The 25,824-nt window shown below is 34.1% G+C and carries 27 protein-coding genes; 16 read left to right on the top strand and 11 right to left on the bottom strand.

Translation table 11 applies throughout. The features are described from left to right. Positions 1–10: 10 nt before the first annotated feature. The 10 genes from J3U23_RS06435 to J3U23_RS06390 all read left to right on the top strand — a co-directional run bounded on the left by J3U23_RS06435 (position 11) and on the right by J3U23_RS06390 (position 8,311). Positions 11–460: a PTS sugar transporter subunit IIA gene (locus tag J3U23_RS06435; RefSeq protein WP_267338826.1), complete on the top strand. Its 450-nt coding sequence runs from the start codon at positions 11–13 to the stop codon at positions 458–460. An 80-nt stretch (positions 461–540) separates the two neighbouring features. After that, positions 541–843 (top strand): PTS sugar transporter subunit IIB, encoded by a 303-nt coding sequence (locus J3U23_RS06430; RefSeq protein WP_267338825.1) that lies wholly within the window; start codon positions 541–543, stop codon positions 841–843. A 14-nt stretch (positions 844–857) separates the two neighbouring features. Beyond that, positions 858–2,144: a PTS transporter subunit IIC gene (locus J3U23_RS06425; protein ID WP_416380107.1), complete on the top strand. Its 1,287-nt coding sequence runs from the start codon at positions 858–860 to the stop codon at positions 2,142–2,144. 28 nt (positions 2,145–2,172) lie between these two features. Continuing rightward, entirely contained in the window at positions 2,173–2,829 is a 657-nt protein-coding gene (gene rpe, locus J3U23_RS06420; RefSeq protein ID WP_267338824.1) for a ribulose-phosphate 3-epimerase, read from the top strand. 18 nt (positions 2,830–2,847) lie between these two features. Continuing rightward, a complete protein-coding gene (locus tag J3U23_RS06415) occupies positions 2,848–3,603 on the top strand; it encodes an SDR family NAD(P)-dependent oxidoreductase (protein WP_267337088.1) in 756 nt (251 codons plus the stop codon). Between the two features lie 14 nt (positions 3,604–3,617). Further along, positions 3,618–4,157 carry a 6-phospho-3-hexuloisomerase gene (gene hxlB, locus J3U23_RS06410; protein ID WP_267337090.1) on the top strand — a complete coding sequence of 180 codons (540 nt, stop codon included), beginning with the start codon at positions 3,618–3,620 and terminating at the stop codon, positions 4,155–4,157. Between the two features lie 216 nt (positions 4,158–4,373). Next, positions 4,374–4,718, top strand: a complete 345-nt coding sequence (locus J3U23_RS06405; RefSeq protein ID WP_267338822.1) for a hypothetical protein — start codon at positions 4,374–4,376, stop codon at positions 4,716–4,718. Between the two features lie 85 nt (positions 4,719–4,803). Then, positions 4,804–7,527, top strand: coding sequence for a preprotein translocase subunit SecA (gene secA, locus J3U23_RS06400; protein WP_267338821.1), 2,724 nt, complete (start codon positions 4,804–4,806; stop codon positions 7,525–7,527). A 113-nt stretch (positions 7,528–7,640) separates the two neighbouring features. Continuing rightward, entirely contained in the window at positions 7,641–8,045 is a 405-nt protein-coding gene (gene mutT / locus J3U23_RS06395) for an 8-oxo-dGTP diphosphatase MutT (protein WP_065563652.1), read from the top strand. Between the two features lie 41 nt (positions 8,046–8,086). Beyond that, positions 8,087–8,311 (top strand): DUF4177 domain-containing protein, encoded by a 225-nt coding sequence (locus J3U23_RS06390; protein WP_267338820.1) that lies wholly within the window; start codon positions 8,087–8,089, stop codon positions 8,309–8,311. A gap of 78 nt (positions 8,312–8,389) precedes the next feature. Here J3U23_RS06390 and J3U23_RS06385 read toward each other — a convergent pair whose 3' ends face one another. From J3U23_RS06385 to J3U23_RS06365, 5 genes are read right to left on the bottom strand one after another with little or no spacing between them, the layout of a single operon-like run. After that, complete coding sequence (locus tag J3U23_RS06385; RefSeq protein ID WP_065563654.1) at positions 8,390–8,779, bottom strand: DMT family transporter; 390 nt, start codon at positions 8,777–8,779, stop codon at positions 8,390–8,392. After that, positions 8,779–9,135 (bottom strand): EamA family transporter, encoded by a 357-nt coding sequence (locus J3U23_RS06380; protein ID WP_065563655.1) that lies wholly within the window; start codon positions 9,133–9,135, stop codon positions 8,779–8,781. The genes J3U23_RS06385 and J3U23_RS06380 overlap by 1 nt, the downstream gene beginning before the upstream one ends. Next, on the bottom strand, positions 9,123–9,557 hold the full coding sequence (gene zur, locus J3U23_RS06375) for a zinc uptake transcriptional repressor Zur (RefSeq protein ID WP_065734711.1): 435 nt from the start codon (positions 9,555–9,557) through the stop codon (positions 9,123–9,125). The genes J3U23_RS06380 and zur overlap by 13 nt, the downstream gene beginning before the upstream one ends. Positions 9,558–9,584: 27 nt before the next feature. Continuing rightward, positions 9,585–9,857, bottom strand: coding sequence for an RnfH family protein (locus J3U23_RS06370; RefSeq protein WP_065563657.1), 273 nt, complete (start codon positions 9,855–9,857; stop codon positions 9,585–9,587). A 1-nt stretch (position 9,858) separates the two neighbouring features. After that, complete coding sequence (locus J3U23_RS06365; RefSeq protein ID WP_065563658.1) at positions 9,859–10,287, bottom strand: type II toxin-antitoxin system RatA family toxin; 429 nt, start codon at positions 10,285–10,287, stop codon at positions 9,859–9,861. Between the two features lie 68 nt (positions 10,288–10,355). Here J3U23_RS06365 and smpB point away from each other — a divergent pair, with 68 nt between their 5' ends. Further along, positions 10,356–10,838: an SsrA-binding protein SmpB gene (gene smpB, locus J3U23_RS06360; RefSeq protein WP_065563659.1), complete on the top strand. Its 483-nt coding sequence runs from the start codon at positions 10,356–10,358 to the stop codon at positions 10,836–10,838. 14 nt (positions 10,839–10,852) lie between these two features. On the opposite strand, the gene J3U23_RS06355 is transcribed toward smpB, so the two are convergent. From J3U23_RS06355 to J3U23_RS06345, 3 genes are read right to left on the bottom strand one after another with little or no spacing between them, the layout of a single operon-like run. Further along, positions 10,853–11,851, bottom strand: coding sequence for a LacI family DNA-binding transcriptional regulator (locus J3U23_RS06355; protein WP_267338819.1), 999 nt, complete (start codon positions 11,849–11,851; stop codon positions 10,853–10,855). A gap of 14 nt (positions 11,852–11,865) precedes the next feature. Then, positions 11,866–12,984, bottom strand: coding sequence for a glycoside hydrolase family 172 protein (locus J3U23_RS06350; RefSeq protein ID WP_065563661.1), 1,119 nt, complete (start codon positions 12,982–12,984; stop codon positions 11,866–11,868). Between the two features lie 58 nt (positions 12,985–13,042). Then, positions 13,043–14,287 carry an oligosaccharide MFS transporter gene (locus tag J3U23_RS06345; protein WP_065563662.1) on the bottom strand — a complete coding sequence of 415 codons (1,245 nt, stop codon included), beginning with the start codon at positions 14,285–14,287 and terminating at the stop codon, positions 13,043–13,045. 356 nt (positions 14,288–14,643) lie between these two features. Between J3U23_RS06345 and J3U23_RS06340 the strand changes: the two genes are divergently transcribed. The 5 genes from J3U23_RS06340 (at position 14,644) to J3U23_RS06320 (ending at position 21,115) form a co-directional block, all read left to right on the top strand. Further along, positions 14,644–15,921 (top strand): MFS transporter, encoded by a 1,278-nt coding sequence (locus J3U23_RS06340; protein ID WP_267330437.1) that lies wholly within the window; start codon positions 14,644–14,646, stop codon positions 15,919–15,921. A gap of 93 nt (positions 15,922–16,014) precedes the next feature. Then, on the top strand, positions 16,015–16,932 hold the full coding sequence (locus J3U23_RS06335; protein ID WP_267338818.1) for a GntR family transcriptional regulator: 918 nt from the start codon (positions 16,015–16,017) through the stop codon (positions 16,930–16,932). A gap of 112 nt (positions 16,933–17,044) precedes the next feature. Then, entirely contained in the window at positions 17,045–18,484 is a 1,440-nt protein-coding gene (locus J3U23_RS06330; protein ID WP_267330435.1) for a tagaturonate reductase, read from the top strand. A gap of 27 nt (positions 18,485–18,511) precedes the next feature. Continuing rightward, positions 18,512–19,528, top strand: coding sequence for a zinc-binding alcohol dehydrogenase family protein (locus J3U23_RS06325; protein WP_065734742.1), 1,017 nt, complete (start codon positions 18,512–18,514; stop codon positions 19,526–19,528). Positions 19,529–19,597: 69 nt separating this feature from the next. Beyond that, positions 19,598–21,115 (top strand): UxaA family hydrolase, encoded by a 1,518-nt coding sequence (locus J3U23_RS06320; RefSeq protein WP_267338817.1) that lies wholly within the window; start codon positions 19,598–19,600, stop codon positions 21,113–21,115. A 167-nt stretch (positions 21,116–21,282) separates the two neighbouring features. On the opposite strand, the gene J3U23_RS06315 is transcribed toward J3U23_RS06320, so the two are convergent. From J3U23_RS06315 to J3U23_RS06305, 3 genes are all read right to left on the bottom strand, one after another. After that, positions 21,283–22,608 carry a glycoside hydrolase family 28 protein gene (locus J3U23_RS06315; protein WP_267338816.1) on the bottom strand — a complete coding sequence of 442 codons (1,326 nt, stop codon included), beginning with the start codon at positions 22,606–22,608 and terminating at the stop codon, positions 21,283–21,285. A 99-nt stretch (positions 22,609–22,707) separates the two neighbouring features. Continuing rightward, the gene (locus tag J3U23_RS06310; protein ID WP_267338815.1) at positions 22,708–24,222 is read right to left on the bottom strand and encodes an MFS transporter; all 1,515 of its coding nucleotides are present in this window, start codon (positions 24,220–24,222) and stop codon (positions 22,708–22,710) included. A 90-nt stretch (positions 24,223–24,312) separates the two neighbouring features. Then, on the bottom strand, positions 24,313–25,812 hold the full coding sequence (locus J3U23_RS06305; protein WP_065734743.1) for a UxaA family hydrolase: 1,500 nt from the start codon (positions 25,810–25,812) through the stop codon (positions 24,313–24,315). Positions 25,813–25,824 lie beyond the last annotated feature (12 nt).

The raw sequence follows: 25,824 nt of genomic DNA, 5'->3' as shown, positions 1-25,824 counted from the left end.
GAGGTGGGCTATGCATATTTTAGTTCATGATCTTGATGAAGGCATCGTTACCTATCAAGATGCTATTAACGCATCAGGCTCTTACTTATTAGAAAAAGATTATATTCAAATTGAATATATTGCAGCATGTATAAATCGGGAAAAATCGTATCCCACCGGATTACTTATGAGCAATGGTATAGGCATTGCCATACCCCATGCAAATTATCAATTAGTAAAAAATGATGCAATCAGTTTAGTACGTTCAAGGAAAGGGGTTGAATTTCAGCAAATGGAAGATTCTGATTTAAACGTCACTTGCCAATTAATCTTTAACCTCGCTTTATCGACTAGCAATCAGCATTTAACCATATTGCAGCGGTTATTTACGTTATTTCAAAACAAGGAGTTTACTGAAAACTGTCAAAACTTAAGTTGCCAGCAAGTAGAACTATTAATTAGTCAACAAATAACAAAATGAATGACTTAAACAATTATTACAGCTTTTTATTCTTCATTTATCCCCTAAAGGGTAATGAATAAAAAATGAAGGAACAAATTATGTCCAAACAAATAAATATCATCGTTGCCTGCGGTAGTGGCGTTGCAACATCAACAGTTGCAGTAGATGCAGTAAAAAAGATTTTAGAAAGTGCCGCAATACCCGCAAAAATTAGTAAATGTACTTTAGGAGAATTAGAAGGGAAACAGCAAGATTTTGATTTAGCCCTTACAACTGCTAACTATAAAAAAACGCTAACAATTCCGCATATGAGTGTTTTTGGTCTTATTTCCGGCGTTAATGTTGATTTAGTAACAATCAAGCTGGTGCAACTATGCCAAGAGATTATATCTAAAGCATAAGGAGCATAATTATGATTGAATTATTACAAAATTTTTTTGAAACGGTATCAAAACTAGGCGCAGTCGTATTACTCCCCATAGTGATAATGTTATTAGGGCTTTTTTTCCGCATGAGGATTGGTGCGGCAATTAAATCAGGTTTATTGGTTGGAATTGGTTTTCAGGGGTTAGTGCTGGTATTAAACCTACTAATGGCAACCATAAATCCTGTTATAGCCTATTATGAAAAGCTTGGTTCAGGCTTTACCACAATTGATGTTGGATTTGCAGCAATTGGTGGGGCGGCTTGGTCTATTCCTGCTGTGGTGCTATGTATCCCACTAATTATCCTTTTAAACATTGTGTTAATTAAAATAAAAGTGGTGAATGTCATTAATGTTGACGTGTGGAACTTTATTCATTTTATGATTCCCGGCGCTTTAGCCATTGCGCTTTTTAACAATATAGTTATTGGTGTTTTAGTCACAATTGGCTTATCAGTGATTACCTTATTTTGTGCAAAATGGGTAGCACCAAAATGGGAAAACTATTTTGGATTAGAAGGCACTACCTGTACCACCTTAGCTTTTGTCGCTTTAATTTATCCAATTGCTGTTGTGTTAAATAAAGTGATTGATTTTATCCCTTTTATTAAAAACCTTGAGATAAATATGGATAAAATCGAAAGTAAGTTAGGGATCTTTGGGGATCCAACCTTTATTGGTATCTTTGTTGGGGCTTTTTTAGGCATATTAACCCAACAAAATATCCCTACTATTCTCACTATTTGTATGGGTTTTGCTGCGGTCATGATACTCATTCCTAGAATGGTAGGTTTAATGATGGAGGGAGTCACACCAATAGGCAATGCTGCAAGCACATTTATCAGAAAACATGTCAGTGGTAGTGACGGAAAATTTTATATAGGTATGGACATTGCTTTAGGGCTAGGTGATCCTGCTTGTATAACCGTAACTGCAATCACAATTCCATTTGTTATCGCCTTTGCCTTTATGATACCTAATATGACCTTCTTTCCTTTAGGCTTACTTGCTCAAGTCTGTTATTTAACACCAATGATCGTTTTAGCCAGTAAGGGGAACGTATTTCGTAGCACAATATTATCAATCATTTGCATGTATTTTGTCTGCTTTAGCGCTAACTATTTTGCGCCGGAAGCAACTGCAATGATGAAGTTTGCAGGTCTCGATATTTTTACCTCTAATCCGAATGCAACAGTAACCGATGGCGGTCATTTTGGCTGGAATCCGGGCAGCATATTGGTTTCATTAGTACATCGATTATTAGAACTTTTTTCCTAAACTATTTTTATAAATAAGGAAATGAAATATGAGTAACAAATTAAAACTTTCGCCTTCTGTTTTTGCTGCTGATTTAGGCATGTTAAAACAGCAAATAGCCGAATTAGAAACAAATCAGGTTGATCTTTTACATGTAGATGTCATGGACGGGCATTTTGTTGAACGCATTGCTTTTGGTGCCGATCATATTAAAGCGTTGAAAAAGATGACTCATCTACCACTCGACGTCCACCTTATGGTACAAAATCCAGAAGTGCATCTAGACAGTATTATCGCTGCAGGGGCAGACATTATAACAATTCATCAAGAAGCAACTAACCGTCATGTCAGTTGTCTTAACAAAATCCGTAAAGCAGGTATAAAATCCGGAATCGTTCTTAATCCCGGCACCAGTGAAGAAAATATTAGATACCTATTAGATGATATTGACATGATTTTACTGATGACCGTTAATCCGGGTGAAGGTGGGCAACATTTTTTAATGTCGGTGGTTGAAAAAATCAAACGAGTTAAAGCGATGATCGACAATCGTAATATCGATATTGAGGTAGACGGTAGCATTGATGACAAAACAATTAAGTATTGCCATGCAGCAGGTGCAAATGTTTTTGTATCTGGAGGATATCTATTCAATGGCAATATCACCGACAACATCACCAAATTAAAAGCTGCATTGGCAGAATAACAAAGAGAGGATCTAAAAATGAGTAAATTTACCGGAAAAGTTGCCCTAGTAACCGGTGCGGCACATGGAATAGGTAAAGCTATTGCAGAAAAATTTGCTAACGCTGGGGCTAAAACCGTTATTGTCGATTTCAATCATGAGCTAGGGCTTGAAACAGCTCAACAGATAACCCGTGATTATCAACAGCAGTCTATCTTTATTCAAGCCGATGTGTCTAACGCAAATGATATGCAAAAAGTAAGAGAAGAGACATTTAATCATTTTGGGCGTATTGATATTTTGGTATTAAATGCTGGTGTTGCTTTTGCTAACAAAGTCAATGATATCTCTTATGAGGAGTGGCATAAAACCCTTAATATCAACTTAAGCGGTCTTTTTAATACCGTTAAATCATTTTACAACGACTTCTTAACCAATAAGGGATCGATTGTTTATATCAGTTCAGGATCAGCGTTAAGTGGTACAGGCGGCGGTGTATCTTATCCAGCCTCAAAAGCAGGCGGAGAAGGGTTAATGCGTGGGTTAGCAAAAGAGCTAGGTCCCAAAGGCGTTAATGTTAATTCGATTGCGCCACGATTAATCGACTCAGGCAAAATGATGCGTGTCAATTACCCCACTCAAGAGAGTTTAGATACGGTATTAGAAAAAATACCGGTTAGACGCCTAGGTACCGTTGAAGATGTCGCTAACTTGACGTTGTTCTTAGCAGATAAAGATAATTCATACATTCAAGGGCAAACCATCTTATTAGACGGTGGCAGAACTATTGCTTAAAAGGAGTAAATACCATGCTATCAGAATTAATTATTAATGAATTGAGCCATTCAGTAAAAACATTAACTGAGCAAAACATCACCGATTTAATCGAAAATATAAAACAGCATAAACGTATATTTGTTTACGGGACCGGACGCTCCGGGCTTATGTTAAAAGCCTTTGCGATGAGACTCATGCAGCTAGGGCTAAATTCGTTTGTAGTAGGTGAAACAACCACACCTTCAGTGCAAAAAGGTGACCTTTTGATTGTTGCTTCAGCATCAGGCGAAACTGACAGTGTTAACATGATGGCTGAATCAGCAATTAAACAAGATATTGATCTGTTTATTATCAGTGCATCAACCGATTCAACCCTAGCCAAAATTCAAACGCCGGATATAGTGTTACAATCAGGGACTAAATTTTCCCAATCGCAAGTCAGTCAACAACCGCTTGGTAGTCTTTTTGAGCAAATGCTATTAATTATCTTTGATACCGTTATTCTGGCAATGAGTAAACAAGAAAAAGAGAGTAATAATAATATGGCTCATCGTCATGCTAGTTTAGAATAGTATGAAATAAGTACAGCGCTTGTCCACTTGTTGGTTATAATACGGCAAGTGGATAATATCTTAGTGAATATTCATTATTTTATTAATTTAACATTCAATTGACTATCTTCTGAATCAAAGACGTTAATCGATTTCTCTTCAGCCATTAAAATGACTCAATGACATTGATGTAATAATTGTTTTAATTTTGGGAAAAAATGCTAGAATGTTGCCACTATGAATGTGATTAGCTATTGTAAAAAACTTCACAAACGCCTCATCATCAAAACAGCCCTATCGCACTTATTATTAGGTGTAATCGCTGCTGGGTTCGGTTTATATGAGGAAAATGCATTACCAGTTCAATCATCTTCTACACAGGTTGGTATTATTGCTATAACAGCAATAGTACAAGATCACCAAGCACCAATAAGAACAAAATCTCAAACTTCATCTTTGTTAAAAGAAGAGCATTACGATAAGCAAATTATCTCACTCAATTATGATGAAGTTACTCCAAATACCGTTATTCGATTATCACCATATAATGGAATAAGAGCGGGTCCTCAAGCTACTGCTTAACGTGTTTTTATATAATTAAATTAATTTATTAAATAAGGTTTATTCCTTATTAGTCCCATTATAAAAAAAGAATAAGAGAACAGTTATGTTATTAAAATTATTAACAAAAGTATTTGGTAGCCGTAATGAACGCGTTCTAAGATCTATGCGTAAACGTGTTGAAAATATTAATGCTCTTGAACCATCTATGGAAGCGCTAACCGATGATGAACTTAAAGCAAAAACCAATGAATTTAAGCAGAAGATTGCAAATGGTACTAAGTTAGATGACATATTAGAAGAAGCATTTGCAGTAGTTCGTGAAGCAAGTAAGCGTGTATTTGGTATGCGCCATTTTGATGTCCAACTCATTGGGGGCATGGTGCTAAATGAGCGCTGTATTGCCGAGATGCGTACTGGTGAAGGTAAAACATTAACAGCTACATTACCTGCCTATTTAAATGCATTAACCGGTAAAGGTGTACATGTTGTAACTGTTAATGATTATTTAGCTCAGCGTGATGCAGAAAATAACCGCCCTCTATTTGAATTTTTGGGCTTAACAGTTGGTATCAATTTACCTAACATGCCTCCAGAAATAAAACGTGATGCTTATAATGCTGATATCACTTATGGTACGAATAATGAATATGGATTTGATTATCTACGCGATAATATGGTGTTTAACAAAGAATCACGTGTTCAACGACCGTTACACTATGCTTTAGTCGATGAGGTTGACTCAATTTTAATAGATGAAGCAAGAACTCCATTAATTATCTCAGGTCAGGCTGAAGATAGTTCAGATAAATATATCAGTATTGATAAAATCATCCCTCATCTTATTAAACAAGAAAAAGAAGATTCAGAGCAATTTCAAGGAGATGGAGATTTCTCAATTGATGAAAAATCACGCCAAGTAAATCTTACTGAACGAGGTTTAATTAAAGTTGAAGAACTATTAATAAAACAAGGAATTATGAAAGGTGATGAATCACTTTATGCACCAAGTAATATTGTGTTGATGCACCATGTCAATGCAGCTCTTCGAGCTCATCATTTATTCCACCGTGACGTAGATTATATTGTTAGGGATAATGAAATCATTATAGTTGATGAACATACAGGCCGTACAATGGATGGTCGCCGTTGGTCGGATGGTTTACATCAAGCAGTAGAAGCTAAAGAACACGTAAAAATTCAAAATGAAAATCAAACGTTAGCTTCTATTACCTTCCAGAATTATTTCCGTTTATACGAAAAATTAGCTGGTATGACCGGTACAGCTGATACTGAAGCCTTTGAATTTAATCAAATCTATGGCTTAGATACCATTGTTATTCCAACCAACCGTCCAATGGTTAGGAAAGATTTACCTGATCTTGTCTATATGACAGAAAAAGAGAAAATTAATGCAATCGTTGCTGATGTGCAAGATTGTGTCAAACGAGGACAGCCAGTCTTAGTAGGTACTGCTTCAATTGAGAAATCCGAACTTGTCTCTCATGCATTTAAAAAAGCAGGGATTAAACATAATGTACTTAATGCTAAATTCCATGCTCAAGAAGCTGAAATTATTGCTGATGCAGGTAGTAAAGGCGCTGTAACTATTGCAACAAATATGGCAGGTCGTGGTACCGATATTATGCTTGGTGGTAATTGGCAAAGTGAAGTTGCGAAATTAGAAAATCCAACTGATGATGATATCCAGAAAGCTAAACAAGCATGGCAAATTAAACATGAAGAAGTCATTCAACTTGGTGGGCTTTATATTTTAGGTACTGAACGTCATGAATCTCGTCGTATTGATAACCAATTACGTGGACGTGCTGGCCGTCAAGGTGATCCAGGTGTTTCACGTTTTTACTTATCATTAGAAGATCCACTTATGCGTATTTTTGCATCAGAGCGTGTTGGTAACATGATGCGTAAATTGGGTATGAAAGAAGGTGAAGCAATCGAACATCCATGGATCACTAAAGCTATTGCTAATGCTCAGAAAAAAGTTGAAAGCCGCAATTTCGATATTCGTAAACAATTACTTGAATATGATGATGTTGCAAATGATCAACGTAAAGCTATATATAGCCAACGTAATGATTTATTAGATAACGTAGATATAAAAGAAACTATTGATTCTATACATGGAGATGTATTTACCACTGTTATTGATCAATATATTCCACCACAATCTATTGAAGAAATGTGGGATATTCCTGGACTTGAAGCAGCATTAAAAAGTGACTTTGATTTAGATTTACCAATTGCAAAATGGCTTGATGAAGAACAAAATCTTCATGAAGAAACTTTACGTGAACGTATTATACAACTTGCACAAAATAAATATCTTGAAAAAGAAAATATTGCGGGTTCTGAAGCCTTCAGACAGTTTGAAAAAAGTGTTATGTTGCAAACACTTGATACATTGTGGAAAGAACATTTAGCAGCAATGGACTACTTACGCCAAGGTATTCACTTACGAGGCTATGCACAGAAAGATCCTAAACAAGAATATAAACGAGAATCTTTCAACATGTTTGCAAGCATGTTAGATACATTGAAATATGACGTAATTGGTATATTAAGCCGAGTACAAATTCGTTCACAAGAGGAAGTTGAAGAAGCAGAACGCCAACGCCAAGCTGAAGTCGAAAAATTAATGGCTAAGCAGCAAGCTAATCATGAATCAATGGGTGGCATGGGCAATGATGAACAATCAGCAAACTCACAACAACCTGTTGTACGTGCTCAGGCAAAAGTTGGACGTAACGATCCTTGTCCTTGTGGATCAGGCAAAAAATATAAACATTGTCATGGTGCTGTTAATTAAATCAAAAATTTAGTATGATAAATAATCATTGATGTTTAAATAACCAATTAAGGTAAAAAAACAAATGGGAAAGCAGTTGCTTTCCCAAACTTTAATCACATACAAATTGGATCATGAGAAAACATACTGAAATTGCTGTAGGTATCATTCGTTCGCAAGATTGCCAAATCTTTATCACCCAACGCGGTGAAGACTCTCATCTTGCTGGTTTTTGGGAATTTCCTGGGGGAAAAATCGAAGCCGGCGAAACACCTTATCAAACTTTAGAGCGTGAAATAGCAGAAGAAGTTGATATTCATATTCATCAATCACAATTTTTAAAAACTTTTGAACATAGTTATGATGATCGTGATATCACTATTCATGCTTACCTAGTAGAAGAGTGGGATGGTGTTCCTTTTGCAAAAGAAGGACAACCAAGCCGTTGGATAGATCAGGAAGATCTAAATGCAGATGAATTTCCAGATGCTAACAGACCGATTATCGAAATGCTTAAGAACCTAGACAAACAGATCTAAGTTATTTCCTTATTTAATTTTAATTAGACTCTATAAAAACAATGAAAGAATATAAAGTTGTCATTTATCAAGAAGGGGCTTTGTCTTCATTAGTTTTCGGTACAGCTAATTCAAATGCTGACAAATTTTCCGCTTTTTTAAATAATATTGCCCAAGAAAGCTGGCGCGTAATTACAATGCAAAAAGATATCCGTCGCTTATTTTTATTCTGGCAACGTGAAGCCTATCTAATTGTGATGGAGCGAGATAGAGAACAGGTGAAATAAAAACACGTTTTCTATTTTAGAATTAATAATCACTTCGTAAATAGCTATTTAATGATTTTATAAAATCATTAAAATAATTTAACTCGAAGATTTATTGTGTATTCTTTGTTCAGCCAACGCAAGAAAGATAATCCCAACAATAATAGATAAAGCACCTAATAATCGTGAAATGGTAATTTGTTCGTTAAAAGCAATGACCGACACTATCATTACTGTTACCACTTGTAGGTGAGAAGCAGCAAAAGCTGGACCAACTGGTGCTTTTTGCAATAATACCATCCATGTTATAAATGCACCTGCATACCCAATCATAACTAAATATGCCCAACCATGACTAAAAACTCTTAACAACCAAGCAATATCTGGTTCAAATGGCAACGCTGAAATAGCAGTAAGTTTAAAGCTGGTTTGCCCAAAAGTATCAAAAAAAAGTAGTAAAATAAAACCAATAATATAGAACTTTTTCATTAAGTTAATCCTACTAGTACTACCCCAAGAGTTATAAAAAAAATACCAATTAAACGAAATGGCGTTAAATGTTCTTTAAATAAAACACGCCCAGCAATCATTACTGTAATAATATTAAAAGAGCCTAATAGTATGCTTTTAGACAAAGAAACTTCACTCAAAAAAGCCAACCAAAATACAAAACCGATGAAGTAAGCTCCAAAACCTAACCATAACCACATGTTACCAAATAATTTCTGCCAATAATTTAAACCCTTCTCATCATTAGAAGTAATAGCAGCATATTTGAATGCAATCTGCCCTACCGTGTCACAAGCAATATTAATTAACCATAAAAAAAAGATTAAGGTTGACATGAGTGACAAATTCCATGAATTTCAAGCACACTATGCTTTATTAAGAATTGACTTTGGCTAGCAAGTTGTTTAAGTTGCGACTCGATATTCTCAGAATGTTTTTCGATAATTTGCTGACAATTATCACAAATAAATAAGATTGATATATGCTGAGGATCCTGAAAATGAGGGCAAATGATATAGCAATTGGTTGACTCAACTTTATGAATAAAACCTTGCTCAAGTAGAAACTCAAGAGCTCGATAAATCGTTGGCGGTTTTGCTTGTGGCTCACTAACTTTTAAGAGATCTAAAAGATCATATGCGCTCATAGCTTTATTCGCTTTAAGCATGATATCTAAAACGGTTTTACGCTGAGTTGTCAGCTTAATGCCACGTTTTTTGCATAAAGTTTCAATTTTCTCAATCAGCATATTATGCATTCAGTTAAGTTCCCTTCACTTTATTTGTTACTTTTTCAATGCCGCTTTTTTTCTTCTAATTTCTTTTGGGTCATTGATTAAAGCTCGATATATTTCTATACGATCGCCGTCTTTTACTTGTTCATTCAGTTCACAACGTTTTCCATAAATTCCAACAAGATGTTCATCTAATCGAATTTTACATATTGATAAGATATTGGATTTTGTAATGGCTTGCAAGACATTAGTTTGCTCATCAACTGCGCAATCAATAATCGTAGGTTGATTAGGTAGCGCATAGACAACTTGAATATTTATCATATTAATATATCTGCCTTGCTCTTTGAGAAAATGCATTAACCATGTTGGTCATCACCTCCTTAAATATTGGCGTAAAAACAGCACTCATTAATTTATTATTAAACTCAAAGTTTAAATTTAAGCTGATTTTACTTTTTTGCTCATCAATTTCAGTAAATTCCCATCGCCCCTTTAAATGTTTAAATGGACCATCTATCAATGCCATATCAATTGAATTAGGCTCGTTAATCTGATTTATGGTGGTAAAAGATTTTTTAAATCCCAATTTTTCAACCTCAATAAATGCAGTTAAAAGGTTATCTTGTTTGCTAATAATCCCAGTTGCGATACAATCAGGAACAAACTCAGGGTATCTAGCTATATCATTTACCAACGCAAACATTTGTTGGATTGAATAAGGCTCGATCACTTCGTGAAAAACATGTGCCATAATAATAAAAAATTAAAAGTTAAAATTAGTGGCATATAGTATCATGTAACTCTATAATAACGCACATTATGACTAAGAAAAAATCACATAAGCCTGGTTCGGCTACCATTGCATTAAATAAACGTGCGCGTCATGAGTACTTTATTGAAGAGGAAATTGAAGCAGGTTTATCCCTACAAGGTTGGGAAGTTAAATCACTGCGAGCTGGCAAAGCTAATATCAGTGACAGTTATGTGTTGCTTAAAAATGGCGAAGCATGGCTATTTGGTGCAACTATAACTCCATTGAGTGTTGCTTCTACACACGTAGTGTGTGACCCTATACGCACACGAAAATTACTGCTAAATGAACGAGAATTGAACTCGCTTTTTGGGCAAATAAATCGTCAAGGTTACACTGTTGTTGCACTTTCATTGTATTGGAAAAATGCATGGGCAAAAGTAAAAATTGGCGTTGCAAAAGGTAAAAAAGAATACGACAAACGTACTGATATTAAAGAACGCCAATGGCAAGTTGATAAAGCACGTATAATGAAAAATGCAAATCGCTAATTATAAAGTTTAAATCAACGATGGCGTATAATTTGTGGCTCAATAAAAAATTCTTGATGTTTTAATTCTTTAAAATTTAGCAAATCATCAACCACATCTACACAGGTTAGCGCCATATTTTCGATATCTTGCACAATAGCATCTATCGGATAATACGTATAGCCAAGATAGTTATTGTAATCATAAGAACACAAATACACCTGCTCTGGATCAATTCTAGCTGTAACCAAATAACCTAAGACCTCTTCCAATAAATTACCTGATGGTGTAAAAATAGCTTTTGGCATTCGGCCTAATCTTTCATGAACACCTTTAAGTAATTCAAAACCTTTATTAGGAGAATAATCATCACTCACAATCCATTCTGGTTTTACAGTTAATCCCACACTTTCTAAGCCACGCCTAAAACCCTCAAGTCTTGCACATATCGAAGTTAACTGAATATCACAACCAATAAAATAAAATTCGTCTAAATTCTTTGCATAAGGCTTAATTAAATCACTTACAGACTGTAATGATTCACTTGTAATAAAGGGTAACACGGTATCTTTGAGATAACGGTCAAAAAGTAGTACCGGTGTATTTTGATTAATATCTACATACAATTTATCACTGTCTAATGAGGTTACAACGATCATCGCGTCAACTTTTCGCTCTACTAAGTTTTGAGCTACTTTGATTTCAACCTCTTTATTATAGTGACTACAAGTAATTAATAATTGGATGTTTTTTTGCCGAAAAGATGATTCAAGATGATGCAAAAACATAGAAAAAAATGAATTTGACATATCGGGGACAATAACACCAATCGTATTGGTGCTGTTAGCTTTCACCAAATATTGACGAATATGGGGTTGATCGCTATATTTCTCCGCGATCGATAAGACTCTTTGCCGAGTTTGTGGAGAAATACGATATTTTTTATCTCGTTTGTTAAATATATGACTGACGGTCGTTGCCGACACGCCAGCCAAACGAGCAATATCATTAATTTTTAGTTTATTACTCGCCATAGATCACCTTAATACTAACGTGGAGTACGTTGTTGTTTATTCGGGAACACTGGATTGTGGTTCACCGATGGACTTTGATACCAATAAGCAACACTCGCAATATCATCACAACGTTCATATAGTCTTATATCATCATTACCGATTTGTTGAAACGCTAATTTGATATTTTTGTGAAATGCAATTGGATCTGGAAGATGCCAACGATATAAACCATGTGAAGGCAAACCATCATCACCAAAACCATGTACTGGATTAGAATCTCCAGTTTGGAAAAAGTCACGAGTTGCATCACGGTTTGTTTGATATGGATATCCCATAAACATTGTTTGGAAACATTTCGCTTTTGGACGACCTTGGCTATCACGGTTATGGAATGCCCAAGCTCCACCAAAGTAATCTTCTGAACCAGTTGAATGTTGTGTTGGATAATCGCTATCATCATCAAGATAGAATTTAAACTCCCCTTCTCCCCACCAATAACGCTCTAAAGCTGTAAGGGCTAAGTAAGTACCTACATAATAACCATAACCTTGAACGTTATCTAATATGACATAATCTTGTGCATGATTAGTTACACGTTGACGACGCCATTGAGCATGAAAGTAAAGTGGATTTTCAAATGGTTTTGGCATCAACGCATAATTAATAGCAAAGAAGAAATGTTGCAAATCAGCTTCATGTTCATTGTGAATTTCAACTCTAGCTTTTTTATTAAATGGCATTCTAAAATAACTATTAAAACCACCTGTTGGATTAACCACTATTGGCATAGAATTAATATCACATCTCGCGCCAAAACCATTACAGAAAAAGTCACCAATAGGGCTTTCCACTGAAGGAACTGTTTCATCATCCCAATAAATTCGAATCACAACATCACGTAATACAAAGCTTCCACGATGTGTTTTATCAGTTAAAGTAAACCACATATGACGAATTTCCCCTGGGCCAGTAATTTCAGCAATAGTCACTTTTTCACCAGCAGGAATGGATATAAAACCTTGTCCTTTTCTACATGGACCTAAAGCACTAGCTTTCATACACGATTTACCCTTTTCACCAGTCAAATTTTCAGGTGAAATAGTTCTTGTTTGTTCGAAGTGAAACTGTGTTACTGAATCAAATATATTCATTTTGTGTCCTTAATAAGTTTTAACAAATATTATTAATTAAAATATAAATCTTGTTTGCTTAATTACTTTCATTTTCAATTTTGTCTGACTTTCTATCACGACTTAAGAAGGCCATAGCAAATATCATGAAGCCTAAAACAACTAAGCCTAAATAATTAAACGTAGTAGCAGCACCTTCAGTGTCATAAAAATTACCGACAAAGGTAGAAAATAATATTACGCCTACTGAACCGGCTACTTGATAACCGATCAAAAATACTGTAGCTGACAAGCGTGCATTGAAATTGTTATCAATATATTTAAATACTGAGACTAAAATAGTTGAGATCTCTAAACAGTGCATAAGTTTGATTACGGAAATAATTGCAATACTTTCCACATGGCCAGTTAAAAATATTCGAGTTGCAGATATGAATGCAGCAAAGATTAATGCATTTTTTGCACCAACTTTGTTAACCACGAATGGCACACAAAACATAACAGCTGCTTCTAAAAAGACTTGAAATGAATTTAAAATACCATATAAACGATAACCATCATTTACATCGGTAAATTGCTGAGTAAAAAAGACAGGAAATAATTGTTGGTCATAAATGTTGTACAAGCTATAAGTACCAAGTACATAAACAACAAATATCCAAAACTTTTTCAGTCCAAAGACTGAAACAATTTCATTAAAACTTAGTTTATCTTTCTTCTGAAATACTGCTGCCGATGATTTACTTAAATCTGGTTTGAAATTCAGATTGAGTATCATAAAACAGATACCGACCACTGAAGCAGCCCAAAAGTTAAGATGAGGATTGATACTAATTAAAATACCAGCGATAAAGGTACCCACTGCGTAAGCAATACAGCCCCAAGTCCGGCATTGTCCAAATTCAAAATCGAAAGCACGGCTGATTTTTTCACAGTAAGAATCGATCAAGCCCATACCGGCAACCCAACCAAAACCTAAGAAGAAACTGCCAAAGATAACACCAACATAAAAATTATGTCTTAAAAGTGGCTCGTAAACATAGATTAATGCAGGTGCAGCACATGTTATGATGACACTTTGAAACCAAATTAGATGTTTTTTTAAGACTAATTTATCTTGATAAACACCATAAATAATCATGATAATTAACGAAATAAAATAGTTAAAAGAATAGATAATACCCGTCTGTTTTGCTGTTAAACCAATCTCTTTACTAAGCCATATTGCATAAAAAGAAAAAACAAAACTACCCGCCGCGTAATACATAATGCTATAAAACGAAGCAAACCAATAAGTTGGTTTTTTATAAAATGCACTTGTCATAATTTATCCTATAAAGAGTTAAGCACTGTTTTGAGTATGAATAGCTAAAAATTTAGCTTTAACGGCTTTATTAGATAAATGTGATCTACATCAAAATTATTTTAATAGGTAATGATGATGTTCAATAAGAAATGGCATTAAAGATTAAAAACAAATAAAAAACAGAAAAATATTATCCCTACCACAATCAAACAAACAATTCCTTATCTGAATGAATTTTTTCACTACTATCAATATGCCGTTTGAATGAAATAGAAGTTACTTATTCACTTATTACCTTAATTAAAAGTTTCAATATTAAATTAAGATAACTAAATGAATATATTATTAAATAATTTATAAAAAGAGGTTTTTTTATGCCTAAAAAAAATAGTCGTATTCGATTCCATATAGCCATACTGATGTTATTTGCTATTGTAATTAATTATTTGGATAGAACAGTAATGTCCGCTGCTGCTCCAATTATTGCTACTGATTTAAATATTTCTCCTGAAGCAATGGGCTGGATAATGTCAGCGTTTTTCTTAAGTTATGCTCTTTGTCAAATTCCTGCTGGCTTTATTGCTGATCGTTTTGGTCAAAGGAAAACACTCGCAGGTTCAGTGACTTGGTGGTCGTTAGCAACGGGTGCAACAGCACTAGCAACCTCCCCTATCGGTTTCATCTTTGCTCGTGTATTTATGGGAATTGGTGAAGCTGCTGCATATCCTTGTAACGGAGGCATTACCGCGAAATGGTTTCCCGATAGAGAACGAGGTCGTGTAACAGCTTTATTTGATAGTGGCTCTCGATTTGGTACAGCATTTGCTATGCCACTTGTGGTTTGGATTATAGCTTCATTAGGATGGCATGCAGCATTTTTCATTTGTGGTGCATTAGGTCTTGTTTGGGTTATTTGGTGGTTATGTGTTTATCAAGATCCTGAACAACATCCTAGTATAAGTCCTACAGAATTGAAATATATCCGTGACGGCCAAATAAAAAAAGAAGGAATCGATAAAGTACAACCAATGAAATGGTATCAATTACTAAAATACCGTAATGTGATAGCGATGTGTATAGGCTTTTTCATGCTTAACTATGCTGTTTATTTTTTCATCACTTGGTTTCCAACTTATTTAATGAAAGAACGCGGTTTAAGTTTAACCGAAATGGGATTTTTAGCTATGCTACCACCATTATGCGGCATAATTGGTCAATGGATTGGTGGATGGTTAACTGATTTCATCTACATTAAAACCAATAATATTAATCTAGCTAGAAAAATAAATTTAGTCGGTGGAATGTTAATTGCGACTTCCATTTCGCTTGCTGGGTTAGTTGATTCAATTACTGTAATGATGATGCTACTTTGTATTTCATATATTGGGCTTGCTTTTTCTGGCTCAGCCATTTGGTGTCTTCCTGGCGATATTGCTCCACGAAATATGACGTCTGTCTTAGGCGGCATCCAAAATACTGTCTCAAATTGTGGTGGTATTTTAGGTCCAATCGTAACGGGATATATTATTGGTGCAACAGGTTCATTTATGTATGCCCTAGTCGTTTCTGGTTGTGCTTGTGCTATTGGTGCACTTGTATACTTACTTGTATTAAAAGATATCAAACCTATTACAGCGAATCCATCTATTTAATAACTATAAATTTCGTTAGAAAATTCTATCAAAAACTTTGATAGAATTTTCAACAAGTTAGTTTGTTATAATTAAATTACTGAGAAACGTAAGATGAGTAGAAGTCAAACATTAAGACAAAATACTATTAATCAATTTATTGATTGCATCAACAATAATATATTATCTTTTCCTTTACCTTCTATTTCAATTCTAGCAGAAGCTTTCAATGTTAGTCGAACAACCATTCGCGCAGTATTAAACTATTTATGTCAAATAGGCATTTTACTGTTTGATAATAATCAATACCATTTAGCACGTGAACCAACGCAAAAGGATAAAATTGCCTGTATTTTCGAAAAAAGATCTATACAAGATAAAAAAGTTGAAACTTATTTTTACCACTTAATTAATAGCAAAAAATTATTACCAGGTGATCATTTTAATGAAATTCAACTCGCAAAAGAAATTAACGTTAGTCCCATTGTGGTTCGTGAGTTTCTACTACGTTTTTTACATTATGGACTTATTGATAATGTTAAAAAAGGAGAATGGGAGTTAGCTACATTCGATAAAAACTATGCCGAAAAACTATATGAATTTAGAAGTGTTTTAGAAATTTTTGCACTAAAAGCATTTATGGCCCAATCTGACAATCATATTAATTGGATAAAAGCACGAGAGTTACTACAACGGCACAAAATTCTTCAACAAAATATACAAGATGAATATAAACTTTTTTCAACACTTGACCGTGATTTCCATGAACTCATTTTATCGTGTAAAGAAAATCGTTTTTTTTTACAATCATTTGATTTAATTTCCGTTATATTTCATTTCCATTACCAGTGGGACAGTAGTGATCTTAAAGAAAGAAACAGTATTGCTGTATCAGAACATATTGCAATATTAACTGCAATTCTACAAAAAAACGAACCACTCGCCATTGCAGCGTTGTGTCGTCATTTAAATACAGCTAAAAGGTCAATGCAAGAGTCAATTGGACGCGCATTAGCAATAAAAAACAGATAAAAAACAAAAAAATTATATATTCAACACGAAACTACAAAAAAAAAACATACTACTTTTTATCTTCTTCTATAGTTCTCTTTACTTACTACCAATAATTAAAGAGAACAATCATATGACAAAACAATTAAATAGATCCAACTTTCCTGGTCCAATTTACCCTGAAAAAATACTTCAATTTGGTGAAGGAAATTTTTTAAGAGCATTTATAGATTGGATTATTGATAATCTAAATGAAAAAACAAATTTCAATAGTGGTGTTACTATTGTTAGACCTATTGATACACATCAACCATCTATCAATGAACAAGATGGACTTTACACGACTATTATTCGGGGACTGAATGAACAAGGTTGCACAATTGCTACACCGCGAATTATTTATTCGGTTAATCGAGAAATACTAATATATCAAGACTATCAATCCTATTTAGCTTGTGCTGAAAATCCTGAGTTGGAATTTATTTTTTCAAATACTACTGAAGCAGGTATTGCATTTAGTGATAAAGATAAAGCTACAGATCTACCTCCAGCAACTTTTCCTGCAAAATTAACCTGCTTTTTACACCATCGTTTTAAATTTTTTAAAGGCCAAAAAGATAAAGGCTTGATTATCATTCCATGTGAACTTATTGATTATAATGGAGAAAAACTGAAAGAATTGGTTCTGGAATATGCTAAATTATGGCAATTAGATCATGATTTTACAATATGGATCAATGAGTGTAATACCTTTTGCTCAACTTTAGTTGACCGTATTGTGACAGGCTATCCAAAAGATGAAGCAATACAACTTGAACAACAACTTGGTTATCAAGATCGTTTTTTAGATACAGCTGAGTATTTTTATCTGTTTGTTATTCAAGGTCCACAATGGTTAAAACAGAAATTAAAATTAGATCAAGTCGACCTAAATATTTTAGTTGTTGATGATATTAAACCTTATAAAGAAAGAAAAGTAGGTATTTTAAATGGTGCTCATACTGCGATGGTGCCTGTTGCTTACCTTGCTGGGTTGAAAACCGTTGGCGAAAGCATGGATGATCCGCAGATTGAAACATTCGTTAAAAATTTAATTAATCAAGAGGTGATTCCAACTTTATCTTTAGACAAAGAACAATTAGTACAATTTGCCGATGAGGTTTTAAAACGCTTTAGAAATCCATTCATTAAACACGAGTTAATGTCAATTTCATTAAATTCATTAACAAAATTTAAAACTCGACTACTGCCACAATTACTAACATATAGTCAACGATTTAACAAACCACCAAAGTATATTTCGTTTTCCTTAGCTGCTCTTATTGCTTTTTATCGTGGCCAATACCAAGGTCAAGCTATTTCATTAACTGATGATGCTCATTTACTAGAGAAGTTTAAAGAGTGGCAACCACTTTATCAAAACGACGTAAAAACACTCGTCTCTAACGTATTAAAAATGACTGATCATTGGGGACAAGATCTCAATAATGTTACCGGATTAACTGATTTAGTGACTAAAAATCTGGAAAACATTTTAGCTCAAGATATTAAAAATTATATTCCAAACAACTAAACAGCAGGAGTCAAACATATGACTAAAATGAAATATATTGTTATTCCAGAACCAGGAAAAGTTGAAGTCAAAGAAATGGAAAAACCAACCTTACAAAAAGGTGAAGCAATCCTAAAAGTATTATATGGTGGTATTTGCGGTTCTGACATGGGAACGTATAAAGGAACTTTTCTTTATGCAAGCTATCCACGAATCCCTGGTCATGAATTTTCAGCCGAAGTGGTTGAAATAGATGAAAATGATTACGGTATCAAAAAAGGAATGATTGTTACCGCCAATCCTTATTTTAACTGTGGTAAATGTTATTCTTGTCGACGCGGTTTTGTTAACTGCTGTACTGGCAATCAAACTCTTGGCGCACAACGTGATGGTATTTTCAGAGAATATTATAGTATGCCAATTGAACGTATTTATGATGGTAAAGGATTAGATGCATTAACGCTATCAATGATTGAACCATTTTGTATTAGCTATCATTCAATTCAACGAACGTCAGTAAAAAAAGGCGATAAAGTATTAGTCGTTGGTGCAGGACCTATTGGTTTATTTGCAGTCATGGCTGCAGTATTAAAAGAGGCTGACGTATATGTAAGTGACGTCATGCAATCAAGATTAGATAAAGCATTATCATTAGGTGCAAAAGGTGTTATCAGAACAGATAAAGAGAATTTTGAAGAAAGAGTAAAAGAGATTACCCAAGGTGATGGTTTTGATGTTTGTATCGAATGCGTTGGATTACCACAAACTTTCCAAAATTGTATTGATGCAGCAGCTTACCGTGGTCGTGTAGGTCTAGTTGGAGTAAGTAAACAAAAATTAGATTTTGCTTTTACACAAATTCAAACTAAAGAGTTAGATATTTTTGGTTCACGTAATGCACTAAAAAAAGACTTTATCGAATTGATTGATTTAGTTAGTTCTGGAAAATGTGATGTTAAAAAAATCATTACCGACATATACGAATTGAATAATGCCGAAAATGCTTTTAAAGAAATGCGAGATGATCCAAGTAATCGACTTAAATCAGTAATAAAGATAGGTTAACTAAATAATTATCTCTCAATTATTCCGCTACTAACAAGTAGCGGAAAGTGTATTTTTAGGAAAGAGTTCATGAAAAAAATAATTAAAATCAATGGTAACGATAATGTTATTATTGCATTAGAAACATTATACCCAGGCGATAAAATAAATAGTGAGCTATTAAAAGATAATCAACAAATTACTGTTTTACAAGAAATTCCTTCAGGTCATAAAATAGCGATTAAACCGATTTTACAAGGTGAAAACATCATTAAATATGGTTTTCCCATTGGTCATGCATCGCAAGCTATTCAAGTTGGTGAACACGTACATACTCATAATGTTAAAACCAATCTTGGTGAGCTTGATGAGTATCAATATGAACCTGTTGCTAGTCATATTTCATCATCACTACCGGATAGAGATGTGAATCTTTATCGCCGAAAAAATGGTGATGTTGGTATTCGTAATGAACTTTGGATTATCCCAACCGTTAGTTGCGTTAATGGTATCGCGGAACAAATTCGTAAACGATTTTTATCAGAAATAGCGAAAGACATTGAGTTAGATCACGCTTTTTTTGATGGTGTCCATCTACTTTCACATCCCTATGGTTGTTCGCAATTAGGAGCAGATCATCAAACAACTAAAACTATATTACAAGATATGGTCAAACATCCTAATGCTGGTGGAGTATTAGTTATTGGTTTAGGATGTGAAAATAATCAACTCTCAGCATTTAAAGAAAGCCTTGGTGAATATGATCATGAGCGAGTCCGTTTTATGATTTCACAAGAAGTGGAAGATGAGATTCAACAAGGTGTGAAGTATTTACTCGAAATATATCAAGTAATGAAATTAGATCGTCGCCAAACTGGTAAGCTTAGTGAACTTAAATTTGGACTTGAGTGTGGGGGATCCGATGGATTATCTGGCATCACAGCAAACCCATTATTAGGCAAGTTTTCTGATTATGTAATTGCCAATGGCGGAACTAGCGTTTTAACCGAAGTTCCCGAAATGTTTGGAGCAGAAACAATCCTAATGTCTCATTGTATTAATTCACAAATTTTTGAAAAAACAGTAAATATGGTTAACAATTTTAAAAGATATTTTATGACATATAATCAACCTATTTACGAAAATCCTTCTCCAGGTAATAAAGCAGGAGGAATTACAACACTTGAAGACAAATCATTGGGCTGCACCCAAAAAGCAGGTAATAGTAATGTTATTGATGTATTAGAATACGGTGAAAGACTCCAAAAATCAGGTTTAAATTTATTATCAGCTCCGGGAAATGACGCAGTTGCTACAGGTGCATTAGCTGCTTCTGGTTGTCAAATGGTATTATTTTCAACCGGAAGAGGCACCCCATATGGTGGCGTTGTACCAACTGTAAAAATTTCAACTAACTCAACACTTGCCCAAAAAAAGAAACACTGGATCGATTTTGATGCGGGGCAATTAGTTAATGGAACACCGATGGAGAAACTTTTAGAGCAATTTATTAATTTAATTGTGCAGCTTGCAAACGGTAAACAAACCTGTAATGAAATAAATGAATTTCGTGACCTATCAATATTTAAAAATGGAGTAACTGAATAATTTTTCTTGAAAAGTCCAAATTTGGAAAAATAAAATAATCATAAAATATAACAACATTTTGATAAAAATAATTTTTTCTTATCAAAGTAATGTATAAAATAAGGTCATATTGAATTAATATTCATCAATAAAAAATAACCGCTACTTAGCGGTTATTTTCAAACACATTATTCAGTTTTAAGTCCAAATAATTGACCATTTTGTTTAACAAAAGATTGTGTTACATGCACGTCATTACTATTTTTAATACAAAGTGGATCACTTAGTACATTATCAATAATCACATTATTAAACAAAATACTATTCGCATTCTCAATAAAGAACCCTTTACCAGCCTCCGGTTTGACATCTTTAAACATATCAACCTCGCCTGCTTGGGCATTTTGTTGCATTGAAACACGGATATTATCAAAAGAGATATTAGAAATAGGAGATTCTGGAATACCATATAAAAAGCCGGCATAAGCACGAACATTTTTAGCAATAATGTTTGAAAAGCTAATATTGTGGCATGCTGGTGTAAACTCATTAACGGGTAGAGCATCTTTATTCCAAACAATTGGATCATTTCCTTTTGGACCACAATAATAATAGTAGTTCATAACAAATGCCGATAAAACTTCATCCATTACAATATTACTAAATGTGATATCAGAAATAGTTCCTCCTCGACCTCGACGAGTTTTGAATCTTACACCTCGATCGGTTTTTTGGAATACACAATTTGTAATAGTTACATTACGAATGCAACCACTCATCTCACTACCAAGAACCACCGCACCATGACCATGAATCATATTACAATTAGTAATTAAAATATTCTCACATGGACTTTTTTCGGCTGTTTCTTCAGTGCCTGCTTTTATTGCAATACAATCATCGCCAACATCAATATAACAATTTGAAATTCTCACATTACGACATGATTCAGGGTTAATACCATCGGTATTCGGTGAATCAGCTGGATTAAGAATTGAAATATTATCGACAACGACATTATTTGATTCCATCGGATGAACAGTCCAGCTAGGTGATTGAGTTAGAAAAACTTTTTCAATCGTAACTCGTTCACAAAAATCAAAACCAATTAAATAAGGTCTTGGATATTTAAGATTGCTTCGATCATGACGGAATGTATGCCACCATTTTTGACCATTACCATCAATTTTACCATTTCCAGTTATAACCACATTTTCAATATGTTGGCCATATATACAAGGCATATACACATCCTGTTTAACGCCTTCCCAACGAGAATTAACAACAGGATAATCTTTAGCATCATCAGAAAATAATAAAGTCGCTCCTTGCTCAATAACAAACGTTATGTTGCTACAAAGTTTAATTGCCCCAGTAAAATAGGTACCAACAGGAACAATTAACGTTCCACCACCTAGTTGATCGATATGTTGAATTGCTTTTTCAAAAGCTTGAGTATTTATTGATTTTCCGTCACCAATAGCGCCAAAATCTGTTACAGATACAGTCGTCATGAGTTTATCCTTTATATTATTACAAACCTTTTAATTTACTCTAATGTTTGCAGCTTTAGGTTACAGGATCAGCATACTGATCCTAATAAATATTTTTCTTTAATTAGTTGTGGTCTCTTTTTGCTTAAATCCAATGTTATTATTGCCAAAACATTTTTCGTAAGCGATACCAGATAATTCCTCAACCACTTTTCGTGTTTCAGGCGTAACATCTTCCATTTTGCCACCTTGTCGAATGCGAGCAACTTCATTGATAATAATAGAATGGGTAGAGTGATCGAGCTTCATTCTCCAAGCAAAAAATGCCCCAATTAATGCCATTCCTACAACGCCGTATAAAATAATACCATTAATAGCATCAATTGCGCTTTGTGGCTGTATATGTGATTTCGATTCAAAGCCATAAGCACTTAATATCATACCAAGCACAAAAACAATTGAAGCACGAACTAGTTTACCTGCCATGGTCATAGCTCCTGCATATACCCCTTCACGACGTCGATTAGTTACAACCTCATCTACATCAGCTAAGAATACATATACACTCCAAGGAATATAGTAAACACCACCAGTACCCAAACCAAACCAAATTGTAATACCCACTACAATCCAAGTGATATGAGGCAGATTAAAGTAATAAATACCGACATAACCAATCATCGATGAAATAACGATGAGTAATGCGATAATAAATGGTTTTTTGAAGCCCTTCTTAGCACAATACATCATAAAAAATGCGGTTGAAACCAACTGACAAATACTACTTAATGAATTCATTGAAGCAACAAATGAACGAGGTTCACCTAAACTAAATACGATGAAATAGGTAAATACCGCTGTAAATAACCATTCAGCACCAAATCCAAATAGATACATTCCTAAATGCGTTCTAAAAGTTTTAACACGGAATGTTGACAAGATATCGATAAAAAGCTTTTTAATTGCTTCAAAAAAGCTATGTACAGATTCATCTTTTACTTCTTCTTTAGGTTTTTCCCAACTATTACAATAAAGCAAAATCAAAGCTAACATCATGATAGAGGCATATGTGATCCCAGTTAATAAAAATGGAGTTGCTGATTCCTTACTATAGAAATAAAAGAATACGCCAGGTATTGCCGCACCTAAGAAATTAGCTACTTTACCAAACATTGCTTTTGAACCAGTTAAATAAGTACGTTCTGAAAAGTTAGATGTCATTTCTACAGGTAACGTATTAAATGGAATCATGATGCTGGTATAAATAATCTCAAATAAAATATATGTTACTAAGTAATACCAAAATCCCATACCATCAATCCATAACATAGGATAAATGACCATTAACGGAATACCAATCAAAATAAAAAATCGACGTCGCCCAAAGCGTTGCCCTATTTTAGTTTGATAGAAATTATCTGTAATAAAGCCCATCAATGGATTCAGTATGACATCCAAATAAGTAGCGATGGAAAAAATCAACGCAGCTTGCACCACACTTAATCCACAAAAAGTGGTATAAAAATAGAGAAGCCAAGCACCACTAATTGCTAATGCACCACTACCAATTAAATTACCACTGCCATAAGAAAATCTTACTAACCATGTAATTTTATTCTTTTTTTCCTTACTCATAAAAGATACCTATAATATTTAAAAAAAACGATCCCTCGCATCAAGTCCCGAAGGACTTAATGACGTGGATATTTATTCTTGGATTTTTATCTATAGAGTTACGCCACTTTTCAAAATGGCTAAATTTCTAAAGTTGTTAATTTCGTTACGAGTTTTTTTCCCGCTAGCAATAAGAACGATATAGTCAATAAACTCTATCAACAAAGATTGCATAGAAACTCCTTGTATAAGTTTACCGGCATTAAAATCGATCCAATTGGCTTTCTTATCAGCTAATTGTGTATTAGTCGCAATTTTGACTGTTGGCACAATGCCGCCGTATGGAGTGCCTCTTCCTGTGGTGAAAAGCACCATATGACATCCAGCTGCTGATAAAGCACCAGTAGCTACTGCATCATTACCAGGTGCGCTTAGTAAATTTAATCCATGTCTAGTTAACATTTCACCGTATTTAAGAACATCAATAACTTCACTACCACCCGCTTTTTGCGTACAACCTAAAGATTTTTCCTCTAAAGTTGTAATGCCACCAGCCTTATTCCCAGGAGAAGGGTTTTCATAGATTGGTTGATTATTTGAAATAAAATATTGTTTAAAATCATTGATCATGTGTACAGTCTTGTCGAAAGTCGACTCATCAATACAATGTGACATCAAAATGTTCTCAGCACCAAACATTTCTGGTACTTCAGTAAGAACACTTGTTCCACCATGAGCAATAACATAATCAGAAAACAGACCAAGCATTGGATTAGCTGTAATACCTGAAAAACCATCAGAACCACCACACTCCAATCCAAATTTCAATTCACTTAAATGCCCTACTTCACGTTTATCCTGCTTCATAATGGCATAAAGTTCTCTTAAATGAACCAATGCTGATTCAACTTCATCGGTTTCTTGCTGAGCGATTAAAAATCTAACTCGAGATTCATCATATTCACCTAAACTAGCCTTAAATTCTGAAACCTGATTATTTTCACAACCAAGTCCGATGACCAATACAGCACCAGCATTAGGATGTTTAACTAAATTTTGTAAAATTGTCTTAGTATTTTGATGATCTTGTCCAAGCTGAGAGCAGCCATAAGGATGTTCAAGTACAGTTATACCATCAATTTCTAATTGATTATTTAACTCATCACAAAACTGTTTAACAATTTGTTCTGCTATCCCGTTTATACAAGTTACAGTTGGAATAATCCAGAGTTCATTACGAATACCAACTTCACCATTTTTACGTCGATAAATTTGTACTTCCTTATCGGCAATCTCATGTAACAGATCATTTTTCGATAAAGTAGGTTGATATTTGTAATCATTAATATCACTTAAATTGGTTTTTAAATTATGAGAATGAATATGCTCTCCAGCTTTAATTAAACGAGTAGCATGACCAATTGGTAAGCCATATTTAATAATATTTTCATCTTGCTCAATATCGATAAGGGCAAATTTATGCCCTTGTTTAATAGGATCTTTTAGATCAATTATCTGTCCATCAACGACGATATTTTCTTCATGTGCTTCTAAATCAGATAATGCCACACCGACATTATCTTTATTGTTTATTTTTATATATTTAACCATTGAATCACTCAT

The organism is Gilliamella sp. B3367, assembly GCF_026536825.1.
GTDB classification, from domain to species: domain Bacteria; phylum Pseudomonadota; class Gammaproteobacteria; order Enterobacterales; family Orbaceae; genus Gilliamella; species Gilliamella apicola_E.
Note: the sequence above shows the minus strand (reverse complement) of the source record. Positions and strands in the feature narration are given on the sequence as shown.